Here is a 23,120-nt window from a genome sequence, read left to right as displayed (position 1 = left end):
CTCAGGCGTCGGACGAGGTCCGCCGCCGGATCTTGTTACCCAGCCACACCAGCGGGTCGTACTTCTTGTCGACCACGCGCTCCTTCAGCGGGATGAGCGCGTTGTCGGTGATGTGGATGTGCTCCGGGCACACCTCGGTGCAGCACTTCGTGATGTTGCAGAAGCCGAGGCCGTGCTCCTCCTGGGCCGCCTTCTTGCGGTCGGCGGTGTCCAGGGGGTGCATGTCGAGCTCCGCGACGCGCATCAGGTAGCGCGGGCCGGCGAAGTTCTCCTTGTTCTCCTCGTGATCGCGCACCGCGTGGCAGGTGTTCTGGCACAGGAAGCACTCGATGCACTTGCGGAACTCCTGCGAGCGCTCCACGTCGATCTGCTGCATGCGGTACTCGCCGGGCTTCAGGTCCTTGGGCGGGGTGAAGGACTTCACCTCGCGGGCCTTGGTGTAGTTGAAGCCGACGTCCGTCACCAGGTCCTTGATCACCGGGAAGGTGCGCAGCGGGGTGACGGTGACGGTCTCGTCCTGCTCGAAGGTCGACATGCGGGTCATGCACATCAGCCGGGGCTTGCCGTTGATCTCCGCCGAACAGGAGCCGCACTTGCCGGCCTTGCAGTTCCAGCGGCACGCCATGTCCGGGGCCTGCGTGGCCTGCAGGCGGTGGATGATGTCGAGGACGACCTCGCCCTCGTTGATCTCGACCTCGAAGTCCTTCAGGTCTCCGCCGGACGCGTCGCCGCGCCAGACCTTGAACTTGCCGACGTAGCCCTTGCTGGATGTCGCGCCCATGCTCACTTCTCCTCGGCGGCGGTGTCGGACTTGGCGTCGTCGACCTGGGCCTGGGCCTCGGCGGCGGCGGTCTGCTGGCCGGGGATCGAGGCGGCCTCGGTCTTGGCGTCGGTGTCGGTGTCGGTGTCGGGCTTGGCCTCGGTCTCGGCGTCGGCGTCGGCCACGGTCTCGGTGTCGGGCTTGGCGTCGGCTTCAGTCTCGGTGTCGGGCTTGGCGTCGGCCACAGCCTCGGTCTCGGGCTTGGCGTCCTGCGCGGTGTTGGTCTCCGGCTGGTCGTCGGCCTTGGCCTCCGGCTCGGCCGCGACCGCGGCCTCCGGTCCGGCGCCGACCTGGCCCTGGTTCCCGAGAACCGCCAGCTCCTCGTCCGTGAAGTACTTCTTCAGCTCCGAGATCTCGAACAGCCCCAGCAGGTCCGGACGGATCGTCGGGATCGGCTGGTGCTTGAGGTCCACGCCGGAGCCGTCCTCCTTCAGCGTGCAGATCAGGTTGACCTGCCGCCACGTCGAGGACATCGCCGGGAAGTCGTCGCGGGTGTGCCCGCCGCGGGACTCCTCGCGCTCCAGCGCCGCCTTGGCCACGCACTCGCTGACGATCAGCATGTTGCGCAGGTCCAGCGCGACGTGCCAGCCGGGGTTGAAGCGGCGCCCGCCGATCGAGCCGACCTTCTTGTGCCGGGGCTTGAAGTCCTCCAGCTTGGTCAGCGCCTCGCTCACCTCGCCCGGCTTGCGGATGATGCCGACCAGGGTGTTCATCGTGACCTGCAGGTCGTGGTGCAGCGTGTACGGGTTCTCGCCGTCGGCGTTGACCAGCGGGGCCAGCGCCTCCTCGACGGCGGCGTCCACGTCGGCCGCGGCCACCGCCGGCGCACCGGCCGATCCCAGCCCGTCGACGTACTCCGCGGCGTGCAGGCCCGCGCGGCGGCCGAAGACCAGCAGGTCGGACAGCGAGTTGCCGCCGAGTCGGTTGGAGCCGTGCATGCCGCCGGAGCACTCGCCGGCCGCGTACAGGCCGGGGACGTTCGTACCCTGGGTGTCTGGGTCGACCTCGATGCCGCCCATGACGTAGTGGCAGGTCGGGCCGACCTCCATCGGCTGCGCCGTGATGTCGACGTCGGCCAGTTCCTTGAACTGGTGGTACATCGACGGCAGCCGGCGGCGGATCTCCTCGGCCGGCAGGCGCGTGGAGACGTCCAGGTACACGCCGCCGTTCGGGGTGCCGCGCCCGGCCTTCACCTCGGAGTTGATCGAGCGGGCCACCTCGTCGCGGGGCAGCAGCTCGGGGGGACGCCGGTTGTTCTCCTGGTCGTCGTACCAGCGGTCGGCCTCTTCCTCGGTCTCCGCGTACTGCTTGCGGAACACGTCCGGCACGTAGTCGAACATGAACCGCTTGCCCTCGCTGTTGCGGAGCACGCCGCCGTCGCCGCGGACCGACTCGGTGACCAGGATGCCCTTCACCGAGGGCGGCCAGACCATGCCGGTCGGGTGGAACTGCACGAACTCCATGTTCACCAGCGCCGCGCCGGCGAGCAGGGCCAGCGCGTGGCCGTCGCCGGTGTACTCCCAGCTGTTGCTGGTGACGGTGTAGCTGCGGCCGATGCCGCCGGTGGCCATGATGACCGCCGGGGCTTCGAAGAGCACGAACTGCCCGGTCTCGCGGTAGTAGCCGATCGCGCCGGCGATCCGGCCCTGCTCGTCCTTGAGCAGCCGGACGATCGTGGTCTCGGCGAAGACGCGCAGGCTGCCCTCGTACTCGCCGGTGGCCTCCTTGTCCTCCTGCTGCAGGGCGACGACGCGCTGCTGCAGGGTGCGGATCAGCTCCAGGCCGGTGCGGTCGCCGACGTGCGCCAGCCGCGGGTACTCGTGCCCGCCGAAGTTGCGCTGGCTGATCTTGCCGTCCTTGGTGCGGTCGAACAGCGCGCCCCAGGCCTCCAGCTCCCAGATGCGCTCCGGCGCCTCCTTGGCGTGCAGCTCGGCCATCCGGAAGTGGTTCAGGAACTTGCCGCCGCGCATCGTGTCGCGGAAGTGGACCTGCCAGTTGTCCTTCGGGTTCACGTTCCCCATGGCCGCGGCGGCGCCGCCCTCGGCCATCACGGTGTGCGCCTTGCCGAACAGCGACTTGCTGATGATCGCCACTCGCTTGCCCGCGTGCCTGGCCTCGATCGCGGCCCGCAGTCCGGCGCCGCCGGCCCCGATCACCACCACGTCGTAGGAGTGGCGCTCGATGTTCTCTGCGTTCTCGGTGTTGTCAGTCATGATTGCGCACTGATCCTTTAGAAGAACGTCGGGTTGCTGAACGTGCCGTTGGCCACTAGGGCGACATAAGCGTCCGTCAGCGCAACGCCGAACAGCGAAATCCACGCGAAGAGCATGTGCCTGTGGTTCAGCTTCGACACCAGCGTCCACCCCTTGTAGCGCAGGGGGTGCTTGGAGAAGTGCTTGAGCTTGCCGCCCATGATGTGGCGGCAGGAGTGGCACGACGCCGAGTACAGCCACAGCATGCTGGCGTTTGCCAGCAGCACCAGCGTGCCCAGGCTCATGTGGCCCCAGGCGCCGTCGGCGTTGCGGAAGGCCAGGATCGCGTCCCAGGTGAGGATGACGTTGAAGAGCAGGCCCGCGTAGAAGAAGTAGCGGTGCGCGTTGTTCAGGATCAGCGGGAAGCGGCGCTCACCGGTGTACTTGCCGTGCGGCTCGGCGACCGCGCAGGCCGGCGGCGACTGCCAGAAGGCCCGGTAGTAGGCCTTGCGGTAGTAGTAGCAGGTCATCCGGAATCCCAGCGGGAAGATCAGGATGAGCAGCGCCGGCGAGAGCTTCCACCACGTGCCGATGAACGTGAAGCCGCCCAGGGGCGAGTCCGGCACGCAGTTCGTGGAGATGCACGGGCTGTAGAACGGCGAGATGAGGCCGTCCGAGTAGTAGTCGGCGTTCTGGAACGCGCGGAACGTCGCGTAGAAGATGAAGGCGACTAGCACGAGCATCGTCAGGAGCGGACTGAGCCACCACCTGTCTGTGCGCAGCGTCTTCTGTTCGATCTGTGCGCGCGCCGGGCTCAGCGGGGCAGGTGCCTCGGGGCCGGGCGCGATGGTGTCAGTCGCCATCGACTTGTGTCTCCCAGACGGGCAATGTTCTTACACTGATGTCTTGCACTTAGACGGTCTTGCTTCGGATCGGCAGGGCTCTGAGGAGCTGCGCGAACTCTAATGGACATCGCGTCAGATTCCATAGAACGCGTCACTCGGAGTAGTGGAAACGTGATCTACGTCACATCCTACCGAGCGCTGATCAGGGCCCGGACGGCGGGGGGACCGACAAGGGTTTGGCATCATGCTCCTCGGCACGACGCTCAACGCGCCGACGGTGCGACGGGGAAACGGGAAACGGCGCGCGCGAAGCGGCCGTGATCAAGGAGTGGTCGCGATGGTCGGAGCGTCCGGGGCGCCCGGATCGGTGATGGGGCCGTTGATCGAGGGGGACCCGCGCCGGGTCGGCCCCTACACGACGATCGGCCGGCTCGGGGTCGGAGAGCTCGGCCCGCTGTATGGCGCGCGCGCCGCCGACGGCCGGGCCGTCGCGGTCCGGACGCTGCGCCCGGATCTGCTGGCCGACCAGACCGTCAAGGCCCGGCTGGCCGCCGACATCGCGGCGGCGCGCACGGTCGGGGGACCGTACGTCGCGCCGGTGCTGGCGGTGGATCTGGAGTCGACGACGCCGTGGCTGGCGTCGGAGTACGTCGCGGGCGTGCCGCTGGCCAATGCCGTGGCCGACCACGGACCGCTGCCCGAGCCGGCGCTGCTGAGCCTGGCCGCCGGCCTCGCCGAGGCCCTGACGGCCCTGCACGCCGCCGGCGTGATGCACGGCGACCTGCGCCCCGGCACGGTGCTGCTGACCCCGGAGGGGCCGCGCGTCGTGGACTTCGCACTGGCGCGCGCCTTCGACGGCGCGGCCGAGATCGGCATGGCCGGCTTCCTGGCGCCGGAGCAGGCGACGGGCCGGACGGTGACGCCCTCGGCGGACATGTTCGCACTGGGCTCGACGCTGTTCTTCGCCACGACCGGGCGCGCCCCCTTCGGCGAGGGACGCGCCGAGGAGGTGAAGAAGCGGGTCGCGAAGTCCTCGCCGGTGCTGGGCAAGCTGCCGGCTTCGCTGTCGGAGCTGATCCGCGGCTGCTTCCAGAAGGACGCGAACAGCCGCGCGCAGCCCCGGCAGGTGCTGGAGTACGTGCAGCGGCGGGCGCCGATCCCGATGGGGAGCGGTTGGCTGCCGCCGGCGGTGGCCGCGGACGTGCGGGCGGCGGCCGCGGAGGGGCTCGGCGGCGGGGCTGGGATGCCGGACGCGAGCGACGATCCGCATGCCACGATCGTGGTGGCTCCGGTGGCTCCGGTGGCTCCGGTGGCTCTGGTGGTGCCGGCGGCTCCGGGGATGCCGGGAATGCCGGCGGGCGGTGGCCGGGCGGGGACGACCGGTCCGATGCCGGCGGTGCCGCAGCAGGCTGATGGCGGCGCGGCGTTCGCCTCCGCGCCCGGCGGCCCGGCGACCGGTCCGATGCCGGTGGCCGGTGTCCCGGCAGCCGGTCTTGGAACGGGTGCCGCCCCCGGCGGCCAGATACCCGACTTCGGCGCACCGCAGCACGGCGCGCCCTCCGGCTACGGCGCGGCGGCTCCCACCGGTCCGCAGCAGTTGGTGGCCGCTCCCGGTCCCAGCCGTCGCAACCTTCTGCTCGCTCTCGGCGGCGCGGTCGTCGTCGTGGGCGGCGGCACCGCGGTGGCCCTCGGGCTCGGCGGCAGCTCCGGGACCACGACCACGGCCGATGCGCAGCCTTCTGCGGGTTCCGTAGGCGCCGTGCCGTCTGTCACCGGCACCTCCCTTCCCGCGCCCGGCGGGGCCGCCCCCAGTGCCTCTGCCAGCGCCTCCGCCAGCGTGCCCTCCGATGGCAGGCTTCCGTTGCCGCCGGGCGGGGCGCTCGCGCCGCCGGTGGGTGCGGCCGGCACGCTGCAGGGGCCGGATGCTGCGCCGTTCTGGCAGCTGCCCGGGGTGGGGACGGTCTCGTCGCTGGCGGTCGGGGGCGGCGTGCTCGTCGTGGGCGCCGCGGACGGTGTCTCCGGCTACGACCTCGGGTCCAACCCGAAGTGGGGACCGGTGCGGGCCACCGCTGTCCCGGGATCCGGCAACGGTGTGGTCGCCGGTGGCGCGGCCTGTCTGATCGTCGCTTCCGAGGACGGCGGCGCGGCCGGCGGTGAGGTGCTCGCGCTCGACGTCCAGACCGGTGCGCAGCGGTGGCGGGCGCCGCTGCCCCAGGCCTCGGCCGGGGCGCGGATCGGCGGCGCGGTGGACGGCATGGTGTTCGTGGTCGGGTTGGCCGGGCCCGCTCCCTTCCTCTGGGCCCTGGACGCCGCCACCGGGCGACCGCTTTGGCAGAAGAGCGGTGTGGAGTTCGCCACGCTCGCGGTGCCGGCCGAGGGCACCCAGATCCTGACCGCCGGAGCGTCGGCCCCGAACGCCTCGGGGTCCTACATGGCCTGGAACAGCGCCGGTCAACAGGTGTGGACCCATCCGCTGAAGACCGGCGTGGACTACAGCCGGGTGTCGCTGAGCAAGGCCGTGTACGCCGGCGACCAGTACGTGCTCCTGCTCACCGGGGCGCCGAACGGCGATTCCCTGGTCGGCGGGTCCGTGGCGGGCGGTCAGCCCACGTGGAGCACGGTGCTGCCGGAGCCCGCCGGGGACGCCGGCTCGCTCTCGCTGATCGCGGGCTCGCCCGACGCGCAGGCTGTCGTCGCCCTCTCGCGCCACGGCCTCTACGCCGTCGATGTGAAGTCCGGCAACGTGCTGTGGCAGTCGCAGGGGCCCGGTTCCTTCACCCTCACCTCCGACGCCGGCGCGCCGCAGCTCGCGGACGGCAACGTCTACGTCTGCGACGACCAGGGCAGCTGGTGGGCGGTGGACCTCGCCGGCGGGCGGACTCGCTGGAAGTACACGGTCGCGTCCTTCGTACCGGGCGTGGAGCCGGTGTGGACGGCCGTGCCGGGCGGGGTGGTCGTGGCCGTCGACGGGGCTCTGGTCATGATCGCCGCGCACGGGTAGCCGGGGCGCCGGTCACGGAGAGTTAACCCTTCCGCCGTGCGGCCGGGCACTGACGGTAAGCGGGGGGATTCCGGACCCCGTACGATGGGTAGGTATCCCCTTCTGCCAAGGAGCGCTCAGGCATGCCCACACGCGACAACATCAGGAACGTGGCGATCGTCGCGCACGTCGACCACGGAAAGACGACGCTGGTCGACGCGATGCTGTGGCAGTCCGGCGCGTTCGGCGAACACCAGCACGTCGACGAGCGCGCCATGGACTCCAACGACCTGGAGCGCGAGAAGGGCATCACCATCCTCGCCAAGAACACCGCGGTGCACTACCGCGGTCCCGAGGGCGAGGACGTGGTGATCAACATCATCGACACCCCCGGGCACGCCGACTTCGGCGGCGAGGTCGAGCGCGGGCTGTCCATGGTGGACGGCGTCGTGCTGCTGGTGGACGCCTCCGAGGGCCCGCTGCCGCAGACCCGCTTCGTGCTGCGCAAGGCGCTGGCCGCGAAGATGCCGGTGATCCTGCTGATCAACAAGGTGGACCGTCCGGACTCCCGGGTCGACGAGGTCATCGACGAGACCTACGAGCTGTTCATGGACCTGGACGCCACCGAGGAGCAGATCGAGTTCCCGATCGTCTACGCCATCGCCCGCGACGGCAAGGCCACGCTGACCAAGCCGGTGCCCGGCTCGTCCGGCAACGGCCAGGGCGGTGAGCTGGACTCGGACAACCTGCTGCCGCTGTTCAAGACCATCCTGGAGACCATCCCGGCCCCCTCCTTCACCGAGGGCGCGCCGCTGCAGGCGCACGTCACCAACCTGGACGCCTCCAACTTCCTGGGCCGCATCGCGCTGTGCCGGGTGCACCAGGGCGAGATCCGCAAGGGCCAGCAGGTGGCCTGGTGCCGCCACGACGGCACCATCGAGCGGGTGAAGATCACCGAGCTGCTGATGACCGAGGCGCTGGAGCGCAAGCCGGCCGAGTCCGCCGGCCCCGGCGACATCATCGCCATCGCCGGCATCCCGGAGATCATGATCGGCGACACCCTGGCCGACCCGGAGGACCCGCGTCCGCTGCCGCTGATCACCGTCGACGAGCCGGCGATCTCGATGACCATCGGCACCAACACCGGCCCGCTGGTCGGCCGCGGCCCGACCAAGGGCACCAAGGTCACCGCGCGCCTGGTGAAGGACCGCCTGGAGCGCGAGCTGGTCGGCAACGTCTCGCTGCGCGTCCTGCCCACCGAGCGCCCGGACGCCTGGGAGGTGCAGGGCCGCGGCGAGCTGGCGCTGGCCATCCTGGTGGAGACCATGCGCCGGGAGGGCTTCGAGCTGACCGTCGGCAAGCCGCAGGTGGTCACCAAGACCATCGACGGCAAGCTCAACGAGCCGGTCGAGCGCCTGACCATCGACTGCCCCGAGGAGTTCCTGGGCGCGGTGACCCAGCTGATCCAGGGCAACCGCAAGGGCCGCATGGAGACCATGACGAACCACGGCACCGGCTGGGTCCGCATGGAGTTCGTGGTCCCCTCCCGCGGTCTGATCGGCTTCCGCACCGAGTTCCTGACCATGACCCGCGGCACCGGCATCGCGCACGCGGTGTTCGAGGGCTACGAGCCCTGGTACGGCGAACTGCGCACCCGCACCTCCGGCTCGCTGGTGGCCGACCGCGCGGGCGCGGCGACCCCGTTCGCGATGATGAACCTCCAGGAGCGCGGCACGATGTTCGTGCAGCCCACCACCGAGGTCTACGAGGGCATGATCGTCGGTGAGAACTCGCGCTCCGACGACATGGACGTGAACATCACCAAGGAGAAGAAGCTCACGAACATGCGCTCGTCGACGTCGGACGTCACCGAGACGCTGATCCCGCCGCGCCAGCTGTCGCTGGAGCAGGCGCTGGAGTTCATCCGCGAGGACGAGTGCGTCGAGGTCACGCCGGACACCGTCCGGATCCGCAAGGTCGAGCTGAACGCCCAGGTGCGCGGACGCTCGCGCGGGAACGCGGCCAAGGGGAAGGGCTGACCGGACCCGGTCTGCTCCACCTGAGCTGACCTGATCTGAGCTGATCTGACGTGGAACGGCCGCCGCGGGAGTGATTCCCGCGGCGGCCGTTTTCGTTGTCGGGGCAGGGATTGCGTTCGCGTGTCTACCTCAGGTCGAAGCTCCCGGCGCCCCAGGCGAGGACACCGGCCAGGCGCACCGCGGCGTCCGGCACGGCCTGCGGACCGCCGAAGACAGGCACGAAGGTCAGCGCCGGGCCGTGCGCGTGCAGCCACACGGCCGCGCCGGCCGGCAGCGCCGGACCGTCGGTGAGCAGCAGCGGGGCGTGCAGCGTGCCGGCGTAGGCGCCCCCGGACAACGCGTCCGGCCAGGTCCGGCCCGTGGCCAGGGCCGCCTGCGCGGGGTGCGGGTAGAGCGTGGGGTCGTTCGCGACGGCGGCGTCGGTGGCGTAACGGTCGACGCCCTCCAGCGCGGTCATGTGCCCGGCGAAGCCCGGCAGCGTGATCAGCGCCGTGACACCCTGCACGCCCACGCCGTAGACCTTGGCCGTCGCCGGGTTCACACCGGCCAGGTACGCCTTGGTGCTCGCGGGCAGCGTCTTGCCGTCGGACAGCAGCACCACGCCGCCGTCCGGGTCGGTGGCCGCCGCGGCTCCGGCGGCGAGCGCGTCCGGCGCGTCGACGCCGGTCGCGACCAGCACGGTGTGCGGATGCGGCGAGATCTCGGCGGCGATCGCCGTCGCGGTCTGGAACCGGTCGGACCCGGCCAGCCGCTTCGGGGTCAGGCCCAGAGCCCGGACGGCCGCGTCGACCTGCGGGCTCACCGCGGCGGTCCCGCCCAGGATGTAGACCGTCGAGCCCTTCGGAAGCAGCCTGCCGAGCTCCGCCCCCACCGCCGGATCGAGCTTCGCGTTTCCGGTCAGCAGCAGCGGGCCGTCCTTCTGCGCGGCCAGCGCGTTGCCGGCGAGCGCGTCGGCGTAGCTGTCGGCGCGTGTCAGGACCGCGGCCTTCGCCTTGGCCGGGGCCCCGGGCCCGTAGGCGGCGTCGGCGACGGTGATGGCGGTGCCGACGCGGTCGGCGCCGCCGAGGCGGAGGGTGTAGGGGCGGCCGGGGCCGGACGGCGGCGGGGGTGTCTGGCCGGGGCGGCCCGGGTTCGGGGCGGTGGGCGCGGTGAAGGGGGTGCCCCGGCCGCGCGTGCGTGGATTCGGTGTGGCATGGTGCCCCCCATGATCAGCTGGTCATCCTGATCAGGTTAGGCGGGCATCGGGCGCCGCGGATCCGGTGGGATCCGTAGCGAATCATCATCCTGATATGAGGCCTCAGCCGCCGTCGGGGCTCGACTGCCCGCTCACGAACGCCTTCACCTGCAGCAGGCCCTTGCTGCACACCATCGTCGGGTTGTCCAGCGTGACGCGCGCCCACGCCGAATCGCCCGGGAGCTGCGCCAGCGCGTGCACCGTCATCGGTTCGCACTGTCCGCTCTGCGGCTCGCCGGGGCCGGCGATGTGCGGCGAGTAGCGCATCTCGGCGTGGACCCAGGCGCCGGGGGCCACGGTGATGGTGGTGACGGCGGCGGCGTTGTCCTTCACGACGTTCGTCGGCAGCGGGTGGTCGTTGGAGGCGAGCAGGGAGACGCCGGGGAAGCCCGCGACCGTGCATGTGTGACTGGACGTGTTCTGGAAGGCGATGTCGGCGGCGACGGCGCCGGTGCCCTCGCTGTCCGGGATCGCGCGCCAGGTGCCGGAGGGCATCTCGGTGGTGGTGCACGGCGAGCCGGCGGCGTGCGTGGGGGCCGAGGACGGCGCCGAGGACGTGGTGCCCGCGTTCGGGGACGTGCTGGTGCCGGCGGCCGGTGACGAGGCGGAGGTGGATCCAGAGCCGGCGTCGGGGTTCTGGCCCGAGGCCGACGAGGATGTGCTCGCCACCGAGCTCGAACTGCCCGACGTCGGCCCGCCGGCGGCGCCCGCGGTCTTGGCGGCGCCGCTCGAGCATCCAGCTGTCAGAGCGGCGGCTCCGAGCGCGCCCGCTGCGAACAGGACGGAAATACGGTTCATGGAACCCAACCTTTCCGGGTGACTACGGCCATTAGACGTCGAGTCGACCGGACAGGTTGCCTGTCCTGGGGTGAATGGGGGACAGCTGTTTCAGAACCGCCATACCAGGACGCTGTTGTCCTGGTCGGCGCATGCCAGGAGCTTTCCGTCCGGACTGAAGGCGACTCCGAGTGCGTAGCCGGTGTGGCCGGTCAGCGGGGCGAGGGCGCGCGGTGCGGCCGGTGTGGTCAGGTCGTACAGCCGCACCACCGTGCTCGCGCCGCCGCCGTTGGCGATCAGTCGGCCGTCCGGGCTGAAGGCCACCCCGGTCGCCTCGTCGGGTTCGGCGATCTTGGTGAGCACTGTGGGGGCCGCGGGGTTCGAGACGTCGAAGAGGATCAGCGAGTGGTCGCCCGATCCGGTGGCGAGGACGTCGCCATCGGGGTGGAAGGCGATGTCGAAGACCCGGTCGGTGTGGCCGGCGGCGGTGCCGAGCAGCTGTGCCGCGGCCGGGTTCCGGACGTCCCACAGCTTGGCCGTCTTGTCGAACGATCCGCTCGCCAGGGTCTTGCCGTCCGGGCTGAACGCCACGCTGTAGGCGAGGGTGCTGTGCGCGGCCACCGTCCACTGCTGCAGAGTCCCGGTCAGCCGCCGGACGTCGATCAGCTGGACCTTGCCGCTCCACAGTCCGACCGCCACGGTCGTGCCGTCCGGACTGAAGCACACGCCGGAGAGCCGCGACCCGAACTGCACCTGGTTCAGCAGCCGCGGCGAGCTCGGATCCTGGATGTCCCACAGCCCGATGGTCTGGTCGTAGGAGCTGGTGGCCAGCGTCCGGCCGTCGGGGCTGACCGCGACGTCGAAGACCATCGCGGTGTGGTGGGTGCAGACGCCGAGCGGCGAGGGCTTCGCCGGATCGGACACGTCGTACAGCCGGGCCGTGTTGTCCTGCGTGGCGCTGACGAGGATCTTGCTGTCGGGGCTGAAGGCCACATGGTTCACCGACTTCTGCTCGGCCACCCTGGCGACCTGCGTCGGATCGGTGGGAGCCGCGGCGGGCTTCGAGGTGCTGGAGGTCGGCGAATTCGGGGTGCTGGAAGCGATTTGCGGTGCGGCGGCGGGCCCGGAGGACGAGCCCGCGCCCGAGTTCGCGCCCAATCCTGAGCCCGAGCCTGAGCCCGAGCCCTTGTCCACCGCCAGCCAGGTGCCGACGGCCGCTCCTCCCACCGCGACCGCCGCCGCGCCCGAGAGGAACCAGCGGCGGGAGTGGTTCTCCTTCGGGAGCGCGGCGAGCGGGGTGGTTGTCGGCATCGGTACCGGCATGGGCATCGGTATCGGTGTCGTTGCCAGTGTCGTTGCCGGTGTGGGAGTCGGAGTCGGAGCCGGAGCCGGAGCCGGAGCCGGAGTAGGTGCGGGCATCGGTGCCGGTACCGGCGCGGGCATCGGTACCGGCGGTATCGGAGCGGTTGTCGGCAGCGGTCTCGTGTCGCCGGCCGTCTCGTTGGCGAGCTTGACCGTCGCCGGGTCCTCATCCCGTAAAAGCAGGTTCCTGATCCATTGGCCGACCGTCAGAGCGCTCCCCGGCCGGTCCTGCGGATCCTTGGCCAACAACGTCAGCACCAAGTCGTCCACCGCGGCCGGAATGCCTTGCCGATAGCGGCTCGGCGCCTCCGGCGTGCGCGACACGTGGAGCAGCGCCACGCTCAGCGGCGTGTCGGCCTCGAAGGGGCCGCGGCCGGTCAGGGCGAAGTGGAGCAGGCAGCCCAGGGAGTACAGGTCGGAGCGGGCGTCGAGGGCGCCGCCCTGGGCCTGTTCCGGGGACATGTACTCGGCGCTGCCGACGACCATGCCGGTCGCGGTCAGGTCCGTGCCGGTCTGCAGGTCGCCGACGAAGCGGGCGATGCCGAAGTCCAGGACCTTGACCGCGCCGGCGTCGCTCACCATCACGTTGCTCGGCTTGATGTCCCGGTGGATCACCTTCGCCGTGTGGGCGACAGTCAGCGCCTCGCAGATCTGGACGGCCCAGTCCAGCGCCGTCCGGGGGGACGTGGGGCCGTCCGTGCGGATCCGGTCGGCGATGGTGCGGCCGGCGACGAGTTCCATGACCAGGTAGGGCACGGTCTCGCCGGCGTATTCGTCGTGCCCGTAGTCGTGGACCGTCACGATCGAGGGTCCGGACAGGTTGCCGATGATGCGCGCCTCGCGGTCGAAGCGGGCCAGCGCCTCGCCGGTCAGGCCGCCGGCGGTGACGATCTTCACCGCGACATCGCGGCCGATGCGGGCGTCGTGGGCGCGCCAGACCTCGCCCATGCCGCCCCGGCCGAGCAGCCGGACCAGCCGGTACCGGCCGTCGAGTACCACCTCTGCCATCGCTGCCAGCCCCCTGGTTCACCTGCCCGAACAGTGTGGCGGCCAGAGTATCGAGGGCACGGGCGCGCCGCACCGGTCGTTCCATTCCCGGTGCGGCGCGGCGGGGTTTACCCCCTAGGGACTAACAAGGACTGACCCAGGACTGACCCAGGACTAACCCAGGGAGCGCTTCAGGAAGTCGACCTGCAGCAACAGCAGGTTCTCCGCGACGACCTCCTGCGGGGTCATGTGTGTGACCCCGGACAGCAGCAGCGTCTCGTGCGGCCGGCCCTCGGCCAGCAGCGCCGAGGACAGCCGCAGGGTGTGCGCGACCACCACGTTGTCGTCGGCCAGTCCGTGGATCAGCATCAGCGGCCGGTGCTGCTCCGCCCAGCCGCTCGGCTCGGTGCCGTCCACCACGGAGTTGCGGCGGTAGACGTCCGGCTCGGCGTCCGGGTGGCCCAGGTAGCGCTCGGTGTAGCAGGTGTCGTACAGGCGCTGGTCGGTGACCGGGGCGCCGACGACGGCGGCGTGGAACACGTCCGGGCGGCGCAGCGCGGCCAGCGCCGACAGGTAGCCGCCGAAGGACCAGCCGCGGATCGCCACGCGCGCCAGGTCCAGGTCGGGGTTCTGGGCGCCCGCCGCCTGCACGGCGTCGACCTGGTCCTGCACCACCGGGCCGGCGAAGTCGCGGTAGATCGCGCGGTCCCACTCCGGGCCCCGGCCCGGCGTGCCGCGGCCGTCCACGACCAGCACCGCGAAGCCCTGGTCGGCCAGCCACTGCGAGGCCAGGTGCATGTTGTGCGCGGCCAGCGCGCGCTGCGCGTGCGGGCCGCCGTAGGGGTCCATCAGCACCGGCAGCTTCGTGCCCGGCACATGGCCGGTCGGCAGGACCAGCACGCCGCGCAGACCCCGCTCGCCGAGCCGGACCATGGTCGCGTTGAGCTTCAGATCCGGGGTGTCTGCGACGTTGCGGACCGGGCACAGGTCCTTGGCGTCGCCGTCCTCGTCCAGGCGCACCACGCGGGCCGTCGTGCCGGGCTCGGAGAACGAGGTCGAGCTGACCACCGCCAGGTCCGCGCCGAAGGCCGCGGAGTGGACGCCGAAGGTCTCAGTGAGCTGACGGACGACGCCGTCGCGCGAGGCGAGGAACACGTGCACCTCGGCCGGGTCGTCGGCGCTGGCCGTGAACTGGACGCCGTGCTCGCCGACGGACAGCACCGCGCGCACCTGGAGCGACGGCGGGGTCAGCGGTTCGCCGTCGAGCAGGACGCGGTTCGCGCCCTCGCGCGCCCCGACCGTGACCAGCGCGGACGTCGGCTCTTCATCGCCGTCCTCGGCGCCCGAAATCCAGGCCGGGGTTCCGGAGACGATGTCCACCCAGCGCGGGTCGGACTCCTCGCTGTGCATGGTCACCATGCCGGTGTCCGGGTCGAGCAGCGCATAGGTGATGCGGGTCTGGCCGCGGTTCATCAGGCCGAGCACCGGGTCCCCGCCGGCCGACCAGTGGACCGTCGTGAGGTACGGCGAGGCCTCTTCCCACGCCACGTCCACTCGCGAGCCGTCCAGGCCCAGCACGACGCCGGAGACCGAGGCGTTGTTCGTCCCGGCGGCCGGGTAGCGCACCGCCGCCGGCTCCTTGCCGGGGTTCGCCGGGTCGGCGATGAACCAGGTCTGGATCGGCGCTTCGTCGGCGCGCTCGGCGAACAGCCGGTCGCCCTCCGGGGCCCACCAGTAGCCGCGGAAGCGGTCCATCTCCTCGGCCGCGATGAACTCGGCCAGACCGTAGGTGACCGTGTCCGTCTCCGGCTCGGCCAGCGCGCGGTCGCCGGAGCCGTCGATGCCGATCACGCGCATCGCGCCGGCGGCGACGTACGCCACATGCGTGCCGGCCGGGTTCGGCCGCGGGTCGGCGACGCCGGCCGGGGTTTCCAGGGCACGCACCGCCTGAGCGGCGTCGGAGGTCGTGAGGTCGGCCACAAAAAGCCGGCCGGACAGCGAGAACGCCGCGTGCCGGACCTCGGCGTCCACCGCGAAGCCGACGATGCCGGCCGCGCCCTGCCGCGACCGCTCGCGGCGGGCCTTCTCCTCCTCGGTCAGCTCTTCGCCCGCGCCGCCCAGCAGCGCGACCGGGTCCGCCACCAGCCGCTCCTCGCCGGTGGCCGGGTCCAGGACCCACAGGCACGTCGCGGTGTCGGTGCCGTGCTTGCCGCGCAGGAACGCGATCCGGGCGCCGTCCGGGGCGATGCTGAACGCCCGCGGCACGCCGAGGGTGAAGCGCTGGGTCCGGGCCGAGTGCCGCGGAAAGGAGATGTCAGCCATGCCGTCATGCTATTCGGCCCGGCTGTCACGTGAACGTTCCGGGAGTGGCGGGGAAGAGTGCGTACCCTTGCCCTATGACCGCGAACACGACCACGCAGCCGGAGGCAGCCGTGTCCCCGGCGAGCCCCACGGCCGCCCGGCGGCTGCTCCTCGTCCATGCCCATCCGGACGACGAAGTGATCGGCACCGGCGCGACGATGGCCGGTTACGCCGCCGAGGGCGTGCACGTCACGCTGGTCACCTGCACCGCGGGCGAGGAGGGCGAGATCCTGGTGCCGGAGCTGGCGCACCTGGCCGCCGACCGCGAGGACCGCCTGGCCGACGTGCGGGTCGTCGAGCTGGCGAACGCGATGACCGCGCTCGGCGTGGCCGACCACCGGTTCCTCGGCGGCGTGGGCCGCTACCGGGACTCCGGGATGATGGGGACGCCGGCCAACGACAAGCCGCGCTCGTTCTGGCACGCCGACCTCGACGAGGCCGCCGCGCACCTGGTGAAGGTGGTCCGCGAGATCCGGCCGCAGGTGCTGGTCACCTATGACGAGAACGGCGGCTACGGCCACCCGGACCACATCCAGGCGCACAGGGTCGCGATGCGCGGCGCGGAACTGGCCGCCGACCCGGCCTTCGCGCCCGAGCACGGCCCGGCCTGGGAGATCGCGAAGATCTACTGGACCGCGGTGCCCAAGTCGGTGCTCGCCGACGGGATCCGCGCGGTGCGCGAGTCCGGGGAGACGGGCTTCTTGGCCGTGGACTCGGTGGACGACCTGCCCTTCGGGACCGACGACTCGCTGGTGACCACCACGGTCGACGGCAGCGCCTACATGGAGAACAAGCGCGAGGGCATGCGCGCCTACCCCACGCAGATCTCGATGGAGCAGGGCTTCTTCGCGCTGTCGAACGCGATCGGCATGGAGTTCATGGCGCACGAGTACTACCAGCTGGTGAAGGGTGTCGCGGAGCGGTCGGACGCCCAGATGGAGAAGGACCTGTTCGCCGGCCTCGGGATCGCCGATGGCCATGGCGATGCCGATGGCGATGCTCACACCGGCGGGATCGCCGACGGGATCGGCGCCGACGGGGCCTCCCAGGACTGATGGACGTTTCGGGCGCAGCGGAGGTCGGCGTGTCGGTGGTCGTGGTGCTGGCCGGTCTGGTCGGCCTGGTGGGTCTGGTGGCGGCGGCACTGCTCGGCACCGAGTCCCCGCGCGGGCGCGTCCTGCTGATGTCCGGGCTCGGCGGGGCCGGTGTCGTGGTCGGGCTGATCGGCTCGATGATCCAGGGCTACACGATCCGCGTCGGCGGTTCCGGTCCGCGGTTGTTGGATGCCGGCGACCCGGCATCTGCCGTCGGCGGCGGCTCGGCGGGCTTCGCGTTCCCCTTCGGGTCCGTGATCGGCCTGGTGCTGCTCACAGCGCTTCTTCTGGTCGGCGGGTCGCTGCTGCGCGCACCGCGGGCGGTCGGTATCGCCGCCGGCGGCTGGCTGGTGGTGGTCGCCACGCTGATGTTCGGCGTCGGCACCTCGGGCGACGTGATCCTGGCGAACACGTCCTCGGCGCAGATCTTCGTTTATGGGGGCGTTGTCATCGCCTTCGGGGTCGGCGTGCTGGTCTTCCAGTGGCAGCTGGCCGATCGGCTCTCCACTAAGACCGTGAGCCGCTCGCGCTGAGCGCTGCCCGGTAACAAAACCGCCCAGATCCGGTCATTTCTCAAGCGGACTTAAGGCGGAATCAACCTCGCTCGATCGAGTGAAGCCGCGCCGGATTCCGGCGGGTCAGCGCCGTATGGCCGTGGCAATGTCACCCGTACGCCTCTGTGACCACCGCAGATCACAGTACTGTGATCGGAGCAATACTCTCGGTGGCCGGTGGCGCACTGCTAAATGGCACAGCTAGTAGGCACTGCCCGATGGCCCTGCGCGACCGACCTTGACAGAGGCGACCGATTTTGAACGACGAGTTTCCCCGACGCCAGGCAGACGACACCGACCCCGAGCGGCAGCCCGACTTCGGGTTCGGCGGCGCGCCGCTGTTCCGCGACGAGGTGCCGCCGGCGGCCCAGCCCGCGTACGGCCCCGGCTCCACCGGGTTCCACGACGCGTCGCAGTTCCGTGACCCCGCGCAGGGCTACGGCCAGAACGCCGATCCGCTGGGGGACTCCGGGGGCGGTTACGCCGCGGTGGGGGGCGAGCCGGCGCCCGGCGACCCGCGCGGCCTCGGCCTCGACTACAGCGTCTATCACGGCCTCGACCGCGGCCTCGACTACGGCGCCGGCGGCGACTACGGGACCGGCCTCATGTCCGGCTTCGGGGGCGGCGCCGACGCGCTGAGCAGTTCCGGCGAATTCCCGGCGCAGCGCTTCGCCGGGCCCGCCGACGCGGCCGAGACCCCGGCTCCGGGCGGCTTCTCGCACCCCGGGCCGAACGCCTTCAGCGGCGGTGCGGCCACGGCCCCGGGCGGGGATCCGCAATGGGGGCCGACCGAGGGGCCGCTGCGCGTGGTGCCCGCCGAGCAGGCCAGCGCGCTGCTGCGGATCAAGCTGCCGGAGAGCCCGCCGGTGCCGTCGACCACGTTGCGCGGCGACGCCCCGATCGAGGAGGTCGTCGAGGCCTCGCAGATGCTGCACCGGGTGAGCCCGGCGAAGGCGACCGCGCTGCCCGGCGACGTGCTGGCGCTGACCACCGCGACGATGGTCGTGCCGATGCCCGGTGCCGCGTTCGGCGGCGTGCGGACCGTCCAGCGCTCGGCGCGGCTCACCGCGTCGGTGCCGCCGGACCTGGCCAGCCGGGCCGAGGCGGACCAGCTGTCGGACACCGTCGAGCAGTTCTTCGGGGACTTCGACGCCATCGGGCGCGACCTGGAGGCGCAGCGCGCGGGCAGTGTTCCGGGCGGCGGCGTGCCCGGCGTGGCCGGAGTGCCCGGGGTGCCCGGGGTGCCCACAGTGCCCGCGCAGGGCGGCTATCCCGCCGGAGCCGAGGCTTCGCAGCCCCCGCCGGTGCCCGGCCAGTACGGCCCGAGCACACCGCCCGCCGGCCGCTACGGCGTGCCCACACAGGTTCCCGGCTACGACGCCGCGCGTCGCAGCCCGGTCGGGATGCGCTACCTCGGCGGCATCTTCCACGACTCGTCCGGCGAGTCCTCGTTCTACGACCCGTCGACCGAGTCGCTGGTGCCGATGGGGGCTGCCGCGATCCAGGCGTCGGACTTCCGGCGTACCGCGCCGCCGATCACCCGGCCGGTGCCGCCGCCGCGGACCGCTCCGGCGCCGCGGGGGACAGCGGGCACTGCGATGCCTTCGCAGGCCGCACCGGCAGCGCAGGCAGCGCAGGCAGCGTCGGCAGCACGGGCTGCGTCGGCCGTGCCCATGGCGCCGACGCCACCCAGGTCACCAAGGTCACCAACGTCACCAACGGCACCGACGCCACGGACGCCACCGGCCACTCCGGCCGCCGCGGTGCCGCCCCGCACCGCCCCGCGGACCGGCACGGTGCCCGCCCCGGCGCGCGCGGCCGGCCGCGCTGGCTTCGGCTCGGGCTCCGGTTCCGGCTCTCGTTCGAGAGACCACGACGGTGCCGACGACACCAAGATCCTGTCGACCGCGCACTGGTCCGACCACCACCCCGACCACCACCGGTCCCGGCGCGGGAGCCGGCGCGGCCGGGCGGCGCTGGTGTCCGGGCTGGCGGTCACGCTGGCGTTCGGCACGCTGTACGGCGCCGCCCTCGCCTTCCAGGGCCAGGTGCCCAACGGCACGGTCGTGGACGGCGTCGACATCGGCGGCATGTCGCGTACCGCGGCCGCGGCCAAGCTGTCGGCGGCGCTCGCCCCGACGCTGAACGCGCCGATCCGGCTGACCGCCGACGGCACCACGTTCCAGCTTCCGCCGGACACGTCCGGCCTGCACATCGACTACGCCGGCACGGTCGCCGCGGCCGTAGCCGGCCGCACCGATCCGGCGGTCGCCATCCCGGCGCTGGCCGGGACCGGCCGCCAGGTGTCGTTGCGGGTGAGCGTGGACCGCGCCGCGCTGACGGCCGCGCTGACCAAGCTCACCGCCGGTTTCGACAAGCCGATGGTGGACGGGAGCGTCATCTTCCCCGGCGGCGTGCCGACGCCGATCGCGCCGCGGCCGGGCCGGACGATCGATGTCGACGCGGCGGCGGACGCCGTGGTCTCGGCGTTCGACGACGGGGTCGCCGCGGTGCACCTGGCGGCGATGGGGACCCCCGGGGTCCTACCGACGGCTCCGGCCGCCCATGCGGTCGCGCCGGCGAAACCCGCGCTGTCTCCCACACATCACTCGACCGGGGCGCGCACGAAACAGCCCTCTGCGACACCTTCGTCGACACCTTCGTCGGCGCCCTCCGCGACGGATTCCCCCGGCGACAGCGCGAGCACGGCTTCGGCTCCGACGGCCACGTCGCCTTCCACGCCGGTCCCGTCCGATTCGGCCTCGGGCCAGACTCCGGCGCCGGCCATGGTTCCCTCGCCGGCACCCGCGCCCGCCGGGGCCGGCGTCCCGGTCCCGGCGGACGCCCCGGCATCGACGTCCGCCGGCGCCTTCCCCGTCGCGCCGGTCGCCCTGACGGTCCAGAACGTCCAGCCGACCGTCACCCCGGCGGCCGTCGCGCAGGCCATGCAGGACTTCGCGCGCCCGGCGATGTCCGGCTCGGTGACCCTGATCACCGGCAGCATGCGCACCGTTCTGAAGCCCGCGATCCTGGGGCGACATTTGGCGATCGAGCCGGACGGCCACGGCGGTCTGGCGCCCAAGCTCGACGGCGCCGGGATCCGCGCCGAGCTCGACCACGAAGCGCTGGCCAAGCTGGAGCAGCCGCCGACCGACGCTGGCTTCACCGTCTCCGGCGGCCAGCCGGTGCTGGCGCCGGGCAAGAACGGCGTGGGCTACGCGCCCCAGGCGATCCAGAACGCCGTGCTGCCGGTGCTGACGAAGACCTCCTCGGCGCAGCGCGTGGCGACCGTTCCGATCGGTCCGCTGCCCCCGGCGCTGGGCACGGAAGCCGCGCAGGCACTCGGGATCCGCGATGTGATGGGCCTGTACACCGCGCCCTTCAGCGCCGCCACGCAGCGCACCGCCAACGTCAAGCACGCGGCGGATCTGGTGCGCGGCCAGATCCTGCAGCCGGGCCAGGTGTTCAGCCTGAACCAGGTGCTCGGCGCGCGGACCGCCGCCAACGGCTTCGTCCCGGCCTCGGGCCAGTCCGGCTCGGCCGGCGCGGCCATCTCGGCGCAGGACGCCGGTGCCGGCACCTCGATGGTCGCCACCGCGCTGTTCAACGCCGAGTATCTGGCCGGGCTCAAGGATGTGGAGCACCATCCGCACGCCACCGTGACCGACCATTTCCCGCCGGGGATGGAGGCCGCGGTGTCGTATCCGGACGTGGATCTGAAGTTCCAGAACGATTCCGGCGCTCCGATCTACCTCTGGACCAGCTCCACCGACAACGCGGTGACCGTCGCGGTGCTGGGGCAGAAGGCGTACGACTCGGTGCAGACCGAGACCTCGCCGCACTACGCGCTGGTGCAGCCGAAGACCACGTACTCCTCGGCCTCGGCATTGTCCTGTGTCGCCGATGACGGCGTGCCCGGCTTCCAGGTCGACGTCACGCGCACCCTGATCAAGGCCGGGCAGGACCCGGTCCGCGAGGTCTTCCACAGCTCGTACGCCGCGCAGGACAAGGTCGTCTGCGGCCAGGCCGGAGCGGCCAACGGCCAGGCGGCCGATGGCGGGACGGGAGGCGTCCCCTCGGGGTCACCGGCCGGCGGGGCGACGTCCTCGCCGTACCCTCCCACCGGAACGCAGGGCGCCACTACTAGTAGCCCGAACACGCCGACCGGGACCGGGACCGGGACGCCGGGCGGCGGTGCCGGCTCCGGGTCGCCCGACGGCACCGCCACCTCGGGATCTGACGGATCGCTGTTGGGCGGTCTGCTGGGTGGACCGTCGTCGCATCACTGAGGTTTCTCAATTCTTTGCGACGCCGTTTCACGACGGCGATCCCCACTCGGCGGGCGATCAGTTTTTGATCGCCCGCTGATCGACCCTGAACCGGAAACGGTTGACATGGGCCTAACACCGGACGGAGTTGAACCAGTCGCCCTCCGGTGCCGTTGTCAACACAAATGAGGCCTCTTAGGATCCGCCTATGGGGACGGCCTACGGCGGATTCCGCAGCGCAGACAAGCGTGGGATCCGGGGGGAACCGATGGCAGGGGCGAACATTGCCGTGCGCGCGCACGGTCTTCGGGGGGTCCTATCCGATATCGCCGCCCATCCTCGGATCAAACCTCTGATTCCGCCGCGGGTGTCTCCACTCCCGGTCCGGGGCCGGCCCGGACCTCACCCCACGGCCCGTCCCCGCGCCGGCGCCCGCGACGGCGCAGGCCCGTGGCCGGCCGTCCGCCCGCGTTCCGGCGCGCGGGGCAAGGAAGGCGGCCCCGTATGACCAAAATCCTGCACGTCATCACCGGCCTGGCCTCCGGCGGCGCCGAACGCCAGCTGGCCACGCTGCTCCAGCACCTGCCCGAGGAGTGCGAGGTGGCGTGCCTGACCGAGGGCGGCCGCGTCGGGGAGCGGATCCGGGCCGACGGGTTCCGGGTGCACGACCTGCGCATGCCGTCCAACCGCGACATGGCCTCGCTGATGCACCTGGTGAGCCTGATCCGGGACGGCGGCTTCGACCTCGTGCACACCCACCTGTACCGGGCCCACCTGTACGGCCGGCTGGCCGCGCGCATGGCCGGGGTCCGGGCCATCGTGGCCACCGAGCACTCGCTGGGCCGCGAGCTCATCGAGGGCAAGCCGAAGGACCGGGTCGGCGTGCGCGCCATGTACCGGGCCTCCGAGCGCATGGGCCGGGTGACGATAGCGGTCTCGCAGGCCGTCGCGGACTACCTGCGGGCCTGGCGGATCGACCGGGTGGAGGTGATCGAGAACGGCATCGACATCCGCGAGTTCCGCTTCGACCCGAACGCGCGCACCCTCGTCCGCAAGATCCTGGGCATCGACAACGACGCCTTCGTGATAGGCGGGGTCGGCCGGCTGGACCCGGACAAGCACTTCGAGGTGCTCATCGAGGCCGCCGGCCGGATCGACGGCGCGATCGCGCTGATCGTCGGCGCCGGCCCGGACCGGGCCCGCCTGCAGCGGCTGGCCGCCGAGCTGATGCCGGGCCGGGTGCACTTCACCGGCGACGTCGGCGGCGGCATGCTGGAGATCAAGGACCTGCTCTCGGCGATGGACGTGTTCGCCTCGCCCTCGCCGTCGGAGACCTTCGGGCTGGCGCCGCTGGAGGCCGTGGCCTGCGGGCTGCCGGCGGTCTACTCCGACTCCCCGGCTTTGGACGGCCTGCCGGGCCTGGGGGACCGGGCGGCGCGGGTGCCCTCGCGCCCCGACGCGTTCGTGGCCGCACTGCGGTGCGCGGCGGAGCTGAAACCGGTGGACCGCTCGGCGCCGCCGGGGGCGCTGGAGCGCTACGGGGTCACCGAGCAGGCCGCGCATGTCAGCGAGTTGTACAGATCGGTGCTGGCCGGTTAGGTGGCGCG

13 protein-coding genes and 1 pseudogene are annotated in these 23,120 nt (G+C 72.0%); 6 read left to right on the top strand and 8 right to left on the bottom strand.

The window, feature by feature from the left end:
* Nucleotide 1: 1 nt before the first annotated feature.
* Genes ABIA35_RS13280 through ABIA35_RS13270 form a run of 3 tightly spaced genes read right to left on the bottom strand, consistent with a single transcriptional unit; the run spans nucleotide 2 to nucleotide 3,875 of the window.
* On the bottom strand, nucleotides 2–781 hold the full coding sequence (locus tag ABIA35_RS13280) for a succinate dehydrogenase/fumarate reductase iron-sulfur subunit (protein WP_370336958.1): 780 nt from the start codon (nucleotides 779–781) through the stop codon (nucleotides 2–4).
* Between the two features lie 2 nt (nucleotides 782–783).
* A complete protein-coding gene (locus ABIA35_RS13275) occupies nucleotides 784–3,033 on the bottom strand; it encodes a fumarate reductase/succinate dehydrogenase flavoprotein subunit (RefSeq protein WP_370358062.1) in 2,250 nt (749 codons plus the stop codon).
* A 17-nt stretch (nucleotides 3,034–3,050) separates the two neighbouring features.
* Nucleotides 3,051–3,875: a hypothetical protein gene (locus tag ABIA35_RS13270; protein ID WP_370358061.1), complete on the bottom strand. Its 825-nt coding sequence runs from the start codon at nucleotides 3,873–3,875 to the stop codon at nucleotides 3,051–3,053.
* Between the two features lie 319 nt (nucleotides 3,876–4,194).
* Between ABIA35_RS13270 and ABIA35_RS13265 the strand changes: the two genes are divergently transcribed.
* Both ABIA35_RS13265 and typA read left to right on the top strand, forming a co-directional pair.
* Entirely contained in the window at nucleotides 4,195–6,858 is a 2,664-nt protein-coding gene (locus ABIA35_RS13265; protein WP_370358060.1) for a serine/threonine-protein kinase, read from the top strand.
* Between the two features lie 122 nt (nucleotides 6,859–6,980).
* Nucleotides 6,981–8,876 (top strand): translational GTPase TypA, encoded by a 1,896-nt coding sequence (gene typA, locus ABIA35_RS13260; protein WP_370358059.1) that lies wholly within the window; start codon nucleotides 6,981–6,983, stop codon nucleotides 8,874–8,876.
* A 124-nt stretch (nucleotides 8,877–9,000) separates the two neighbouring features.
* Here typA and ABIA35_RS13255 read toward each other — a convergent pair whose 3' ends face one another.
* The 5 genes and pseudogenes from ABIA35_RS13255 to ABIA35_RS13235 form a co-directional block, all read right to left on the bottom strand.
* The gene (locus tag ABIA35_RS13255; protein ID WP_370358167.1) at nucleotides 9,001–9,678 is read right to left on the bottom strand and encodes a cell wall-binding repeat-containing protein; all 678 of its coding nucleotides are present in this window, start codon (nucleotides 9,676–9,678) and stop codon (nucleotides 9,001–9,003) included.
* Nucleotides 9,676–9,933, bottom strand: a pseudogene (locus tag ABIA35_RS13250) (cell wall-binding repeat-containing protein); the annotation flags it as partial. The pseudogene ABIA35_RS13250 and the gene ABIA35_RS13255, both read right to left, overlap by 3 nt.
* Before the next feature lie 240 nt (nucleotides 9,934–10,173).
* Nucleotides 10,174–10,908, bottom strand: coding sequence for a DUF4232 domain-containing protein (locus ABIA35_RS13245; protein ID WP_370358058.1), 735 nt, complete (start codon nucleotides 10,906–10,908; stop codon nucleotides 10,174–10,176).
* Between the two features lie 90 nt (nucleotides 10,909–10,998).
* The gene (locus ABIA35_RS13240; RefSeq protein ID WP_370358057.1) at nucleotides 10,999–13,257 is read right to left on the bottom strand and encodes a WD40 repeat domain-containing serine/threonine protein kinase; all 2,259 of its coding nucleotides are present in this window, start codon (nucleotides 13,255–13,257) and stop codon (nucleotides 10,999–11,001) included.
* Nucleotides 13,258–13,410: 153 nt separating this feature from the next.
* The gene (locus ABIA35_RS13235) at nucleotides 13,411–15,558 is read right to left on the bottom strand and encodes a prolyl oligopeptidase family serine peptidase (RefSeq protein WP_370358056.1); all 2,148 of its coding nucleotides are present in this window, start codon (nucleotides 15,556–15,558) and stop codon (nucleotides 13,411–13,413) included.
* A gap of 74 nt (nucleotides 15,559–15,632) precedes the next feature.
* Between ABIA35_RS13235 and mshB the strand changes: the two genes are divergently transcribed.
* The 4 genes from mshB to ABIA35_RS13215 all read left to right on the top strand — a co-directional run bounded on the left by mshB (nucleotide 15,633) and on the right by ABIA35_RS13215 (nucleotide 23,112).
* Nucleotides 15,633–16,652 carry an N-acetyl-1-D-myo-inositol-2-amino-2-deoxy-alpha-D-glucopyranoside deacetylase gene (gene mshB, locus ABIA35_RS13230; protein ID WP_370336974.1) on the top strand — a complete coding sequence of 340 codons (1,020 nt, stop codon included), beginning with the start codon at nucleotides 15,633–15,635 and terminating at the stop codon, nucleotides 16,650–16,652.
* Nucleotides 16,652–17,224, top strand: a complete 573-nt coding sequence (locus ABIA35_RS13225; RefSeq protein WP_370336976.1) for a hypothetical protein — start codon at nucleotides 16,652–16,654, stop codon at nucleotides 17,222–17,224. Before mshB ends, ABIA35_RS13225 begins: the two co-directional genes overlap by 1 nt.
* Before the next feature lie 278 nt (nucleotides 17,225–17,502).
* Entirely contained in the window at nucleotides 17,503–21,534 is a 4,032-nt protein-coding gene (locus ABIA35_RS13220) for a VanW family protein (protein ID WP_370358055.1), read from the top strand.
* Between the two features lie 483 nt (nucleotides 21,535–22,017).
* Entirely contained in the window at nucleotides 22,018–23,112 is a 1,095-nt protein-coding gene (locus tag ABIA35_RS13215) for a glycosyltransferase (protein ID WP_370336980.1), read from the top strand.
* Nucleotides 23,113–23,120: the final 8 nt, after the last annotated feature.

Origin of the sequence: Catenulispora sp. MAP12-49, from assembly GCF_041262705.1 — a bacterium.
Taxonomy (GTDB): domain Bacteria; phylum Actinomycetota; class Actinomycetes; order Streptomycetales; family Catenulisporaceae; genus Catenulispora.
The sequence above is the reverse complement of the archived record's forward strand: the minus strand, read 5'-3'. Positions and strand labels throughout refer to the sequence as shown.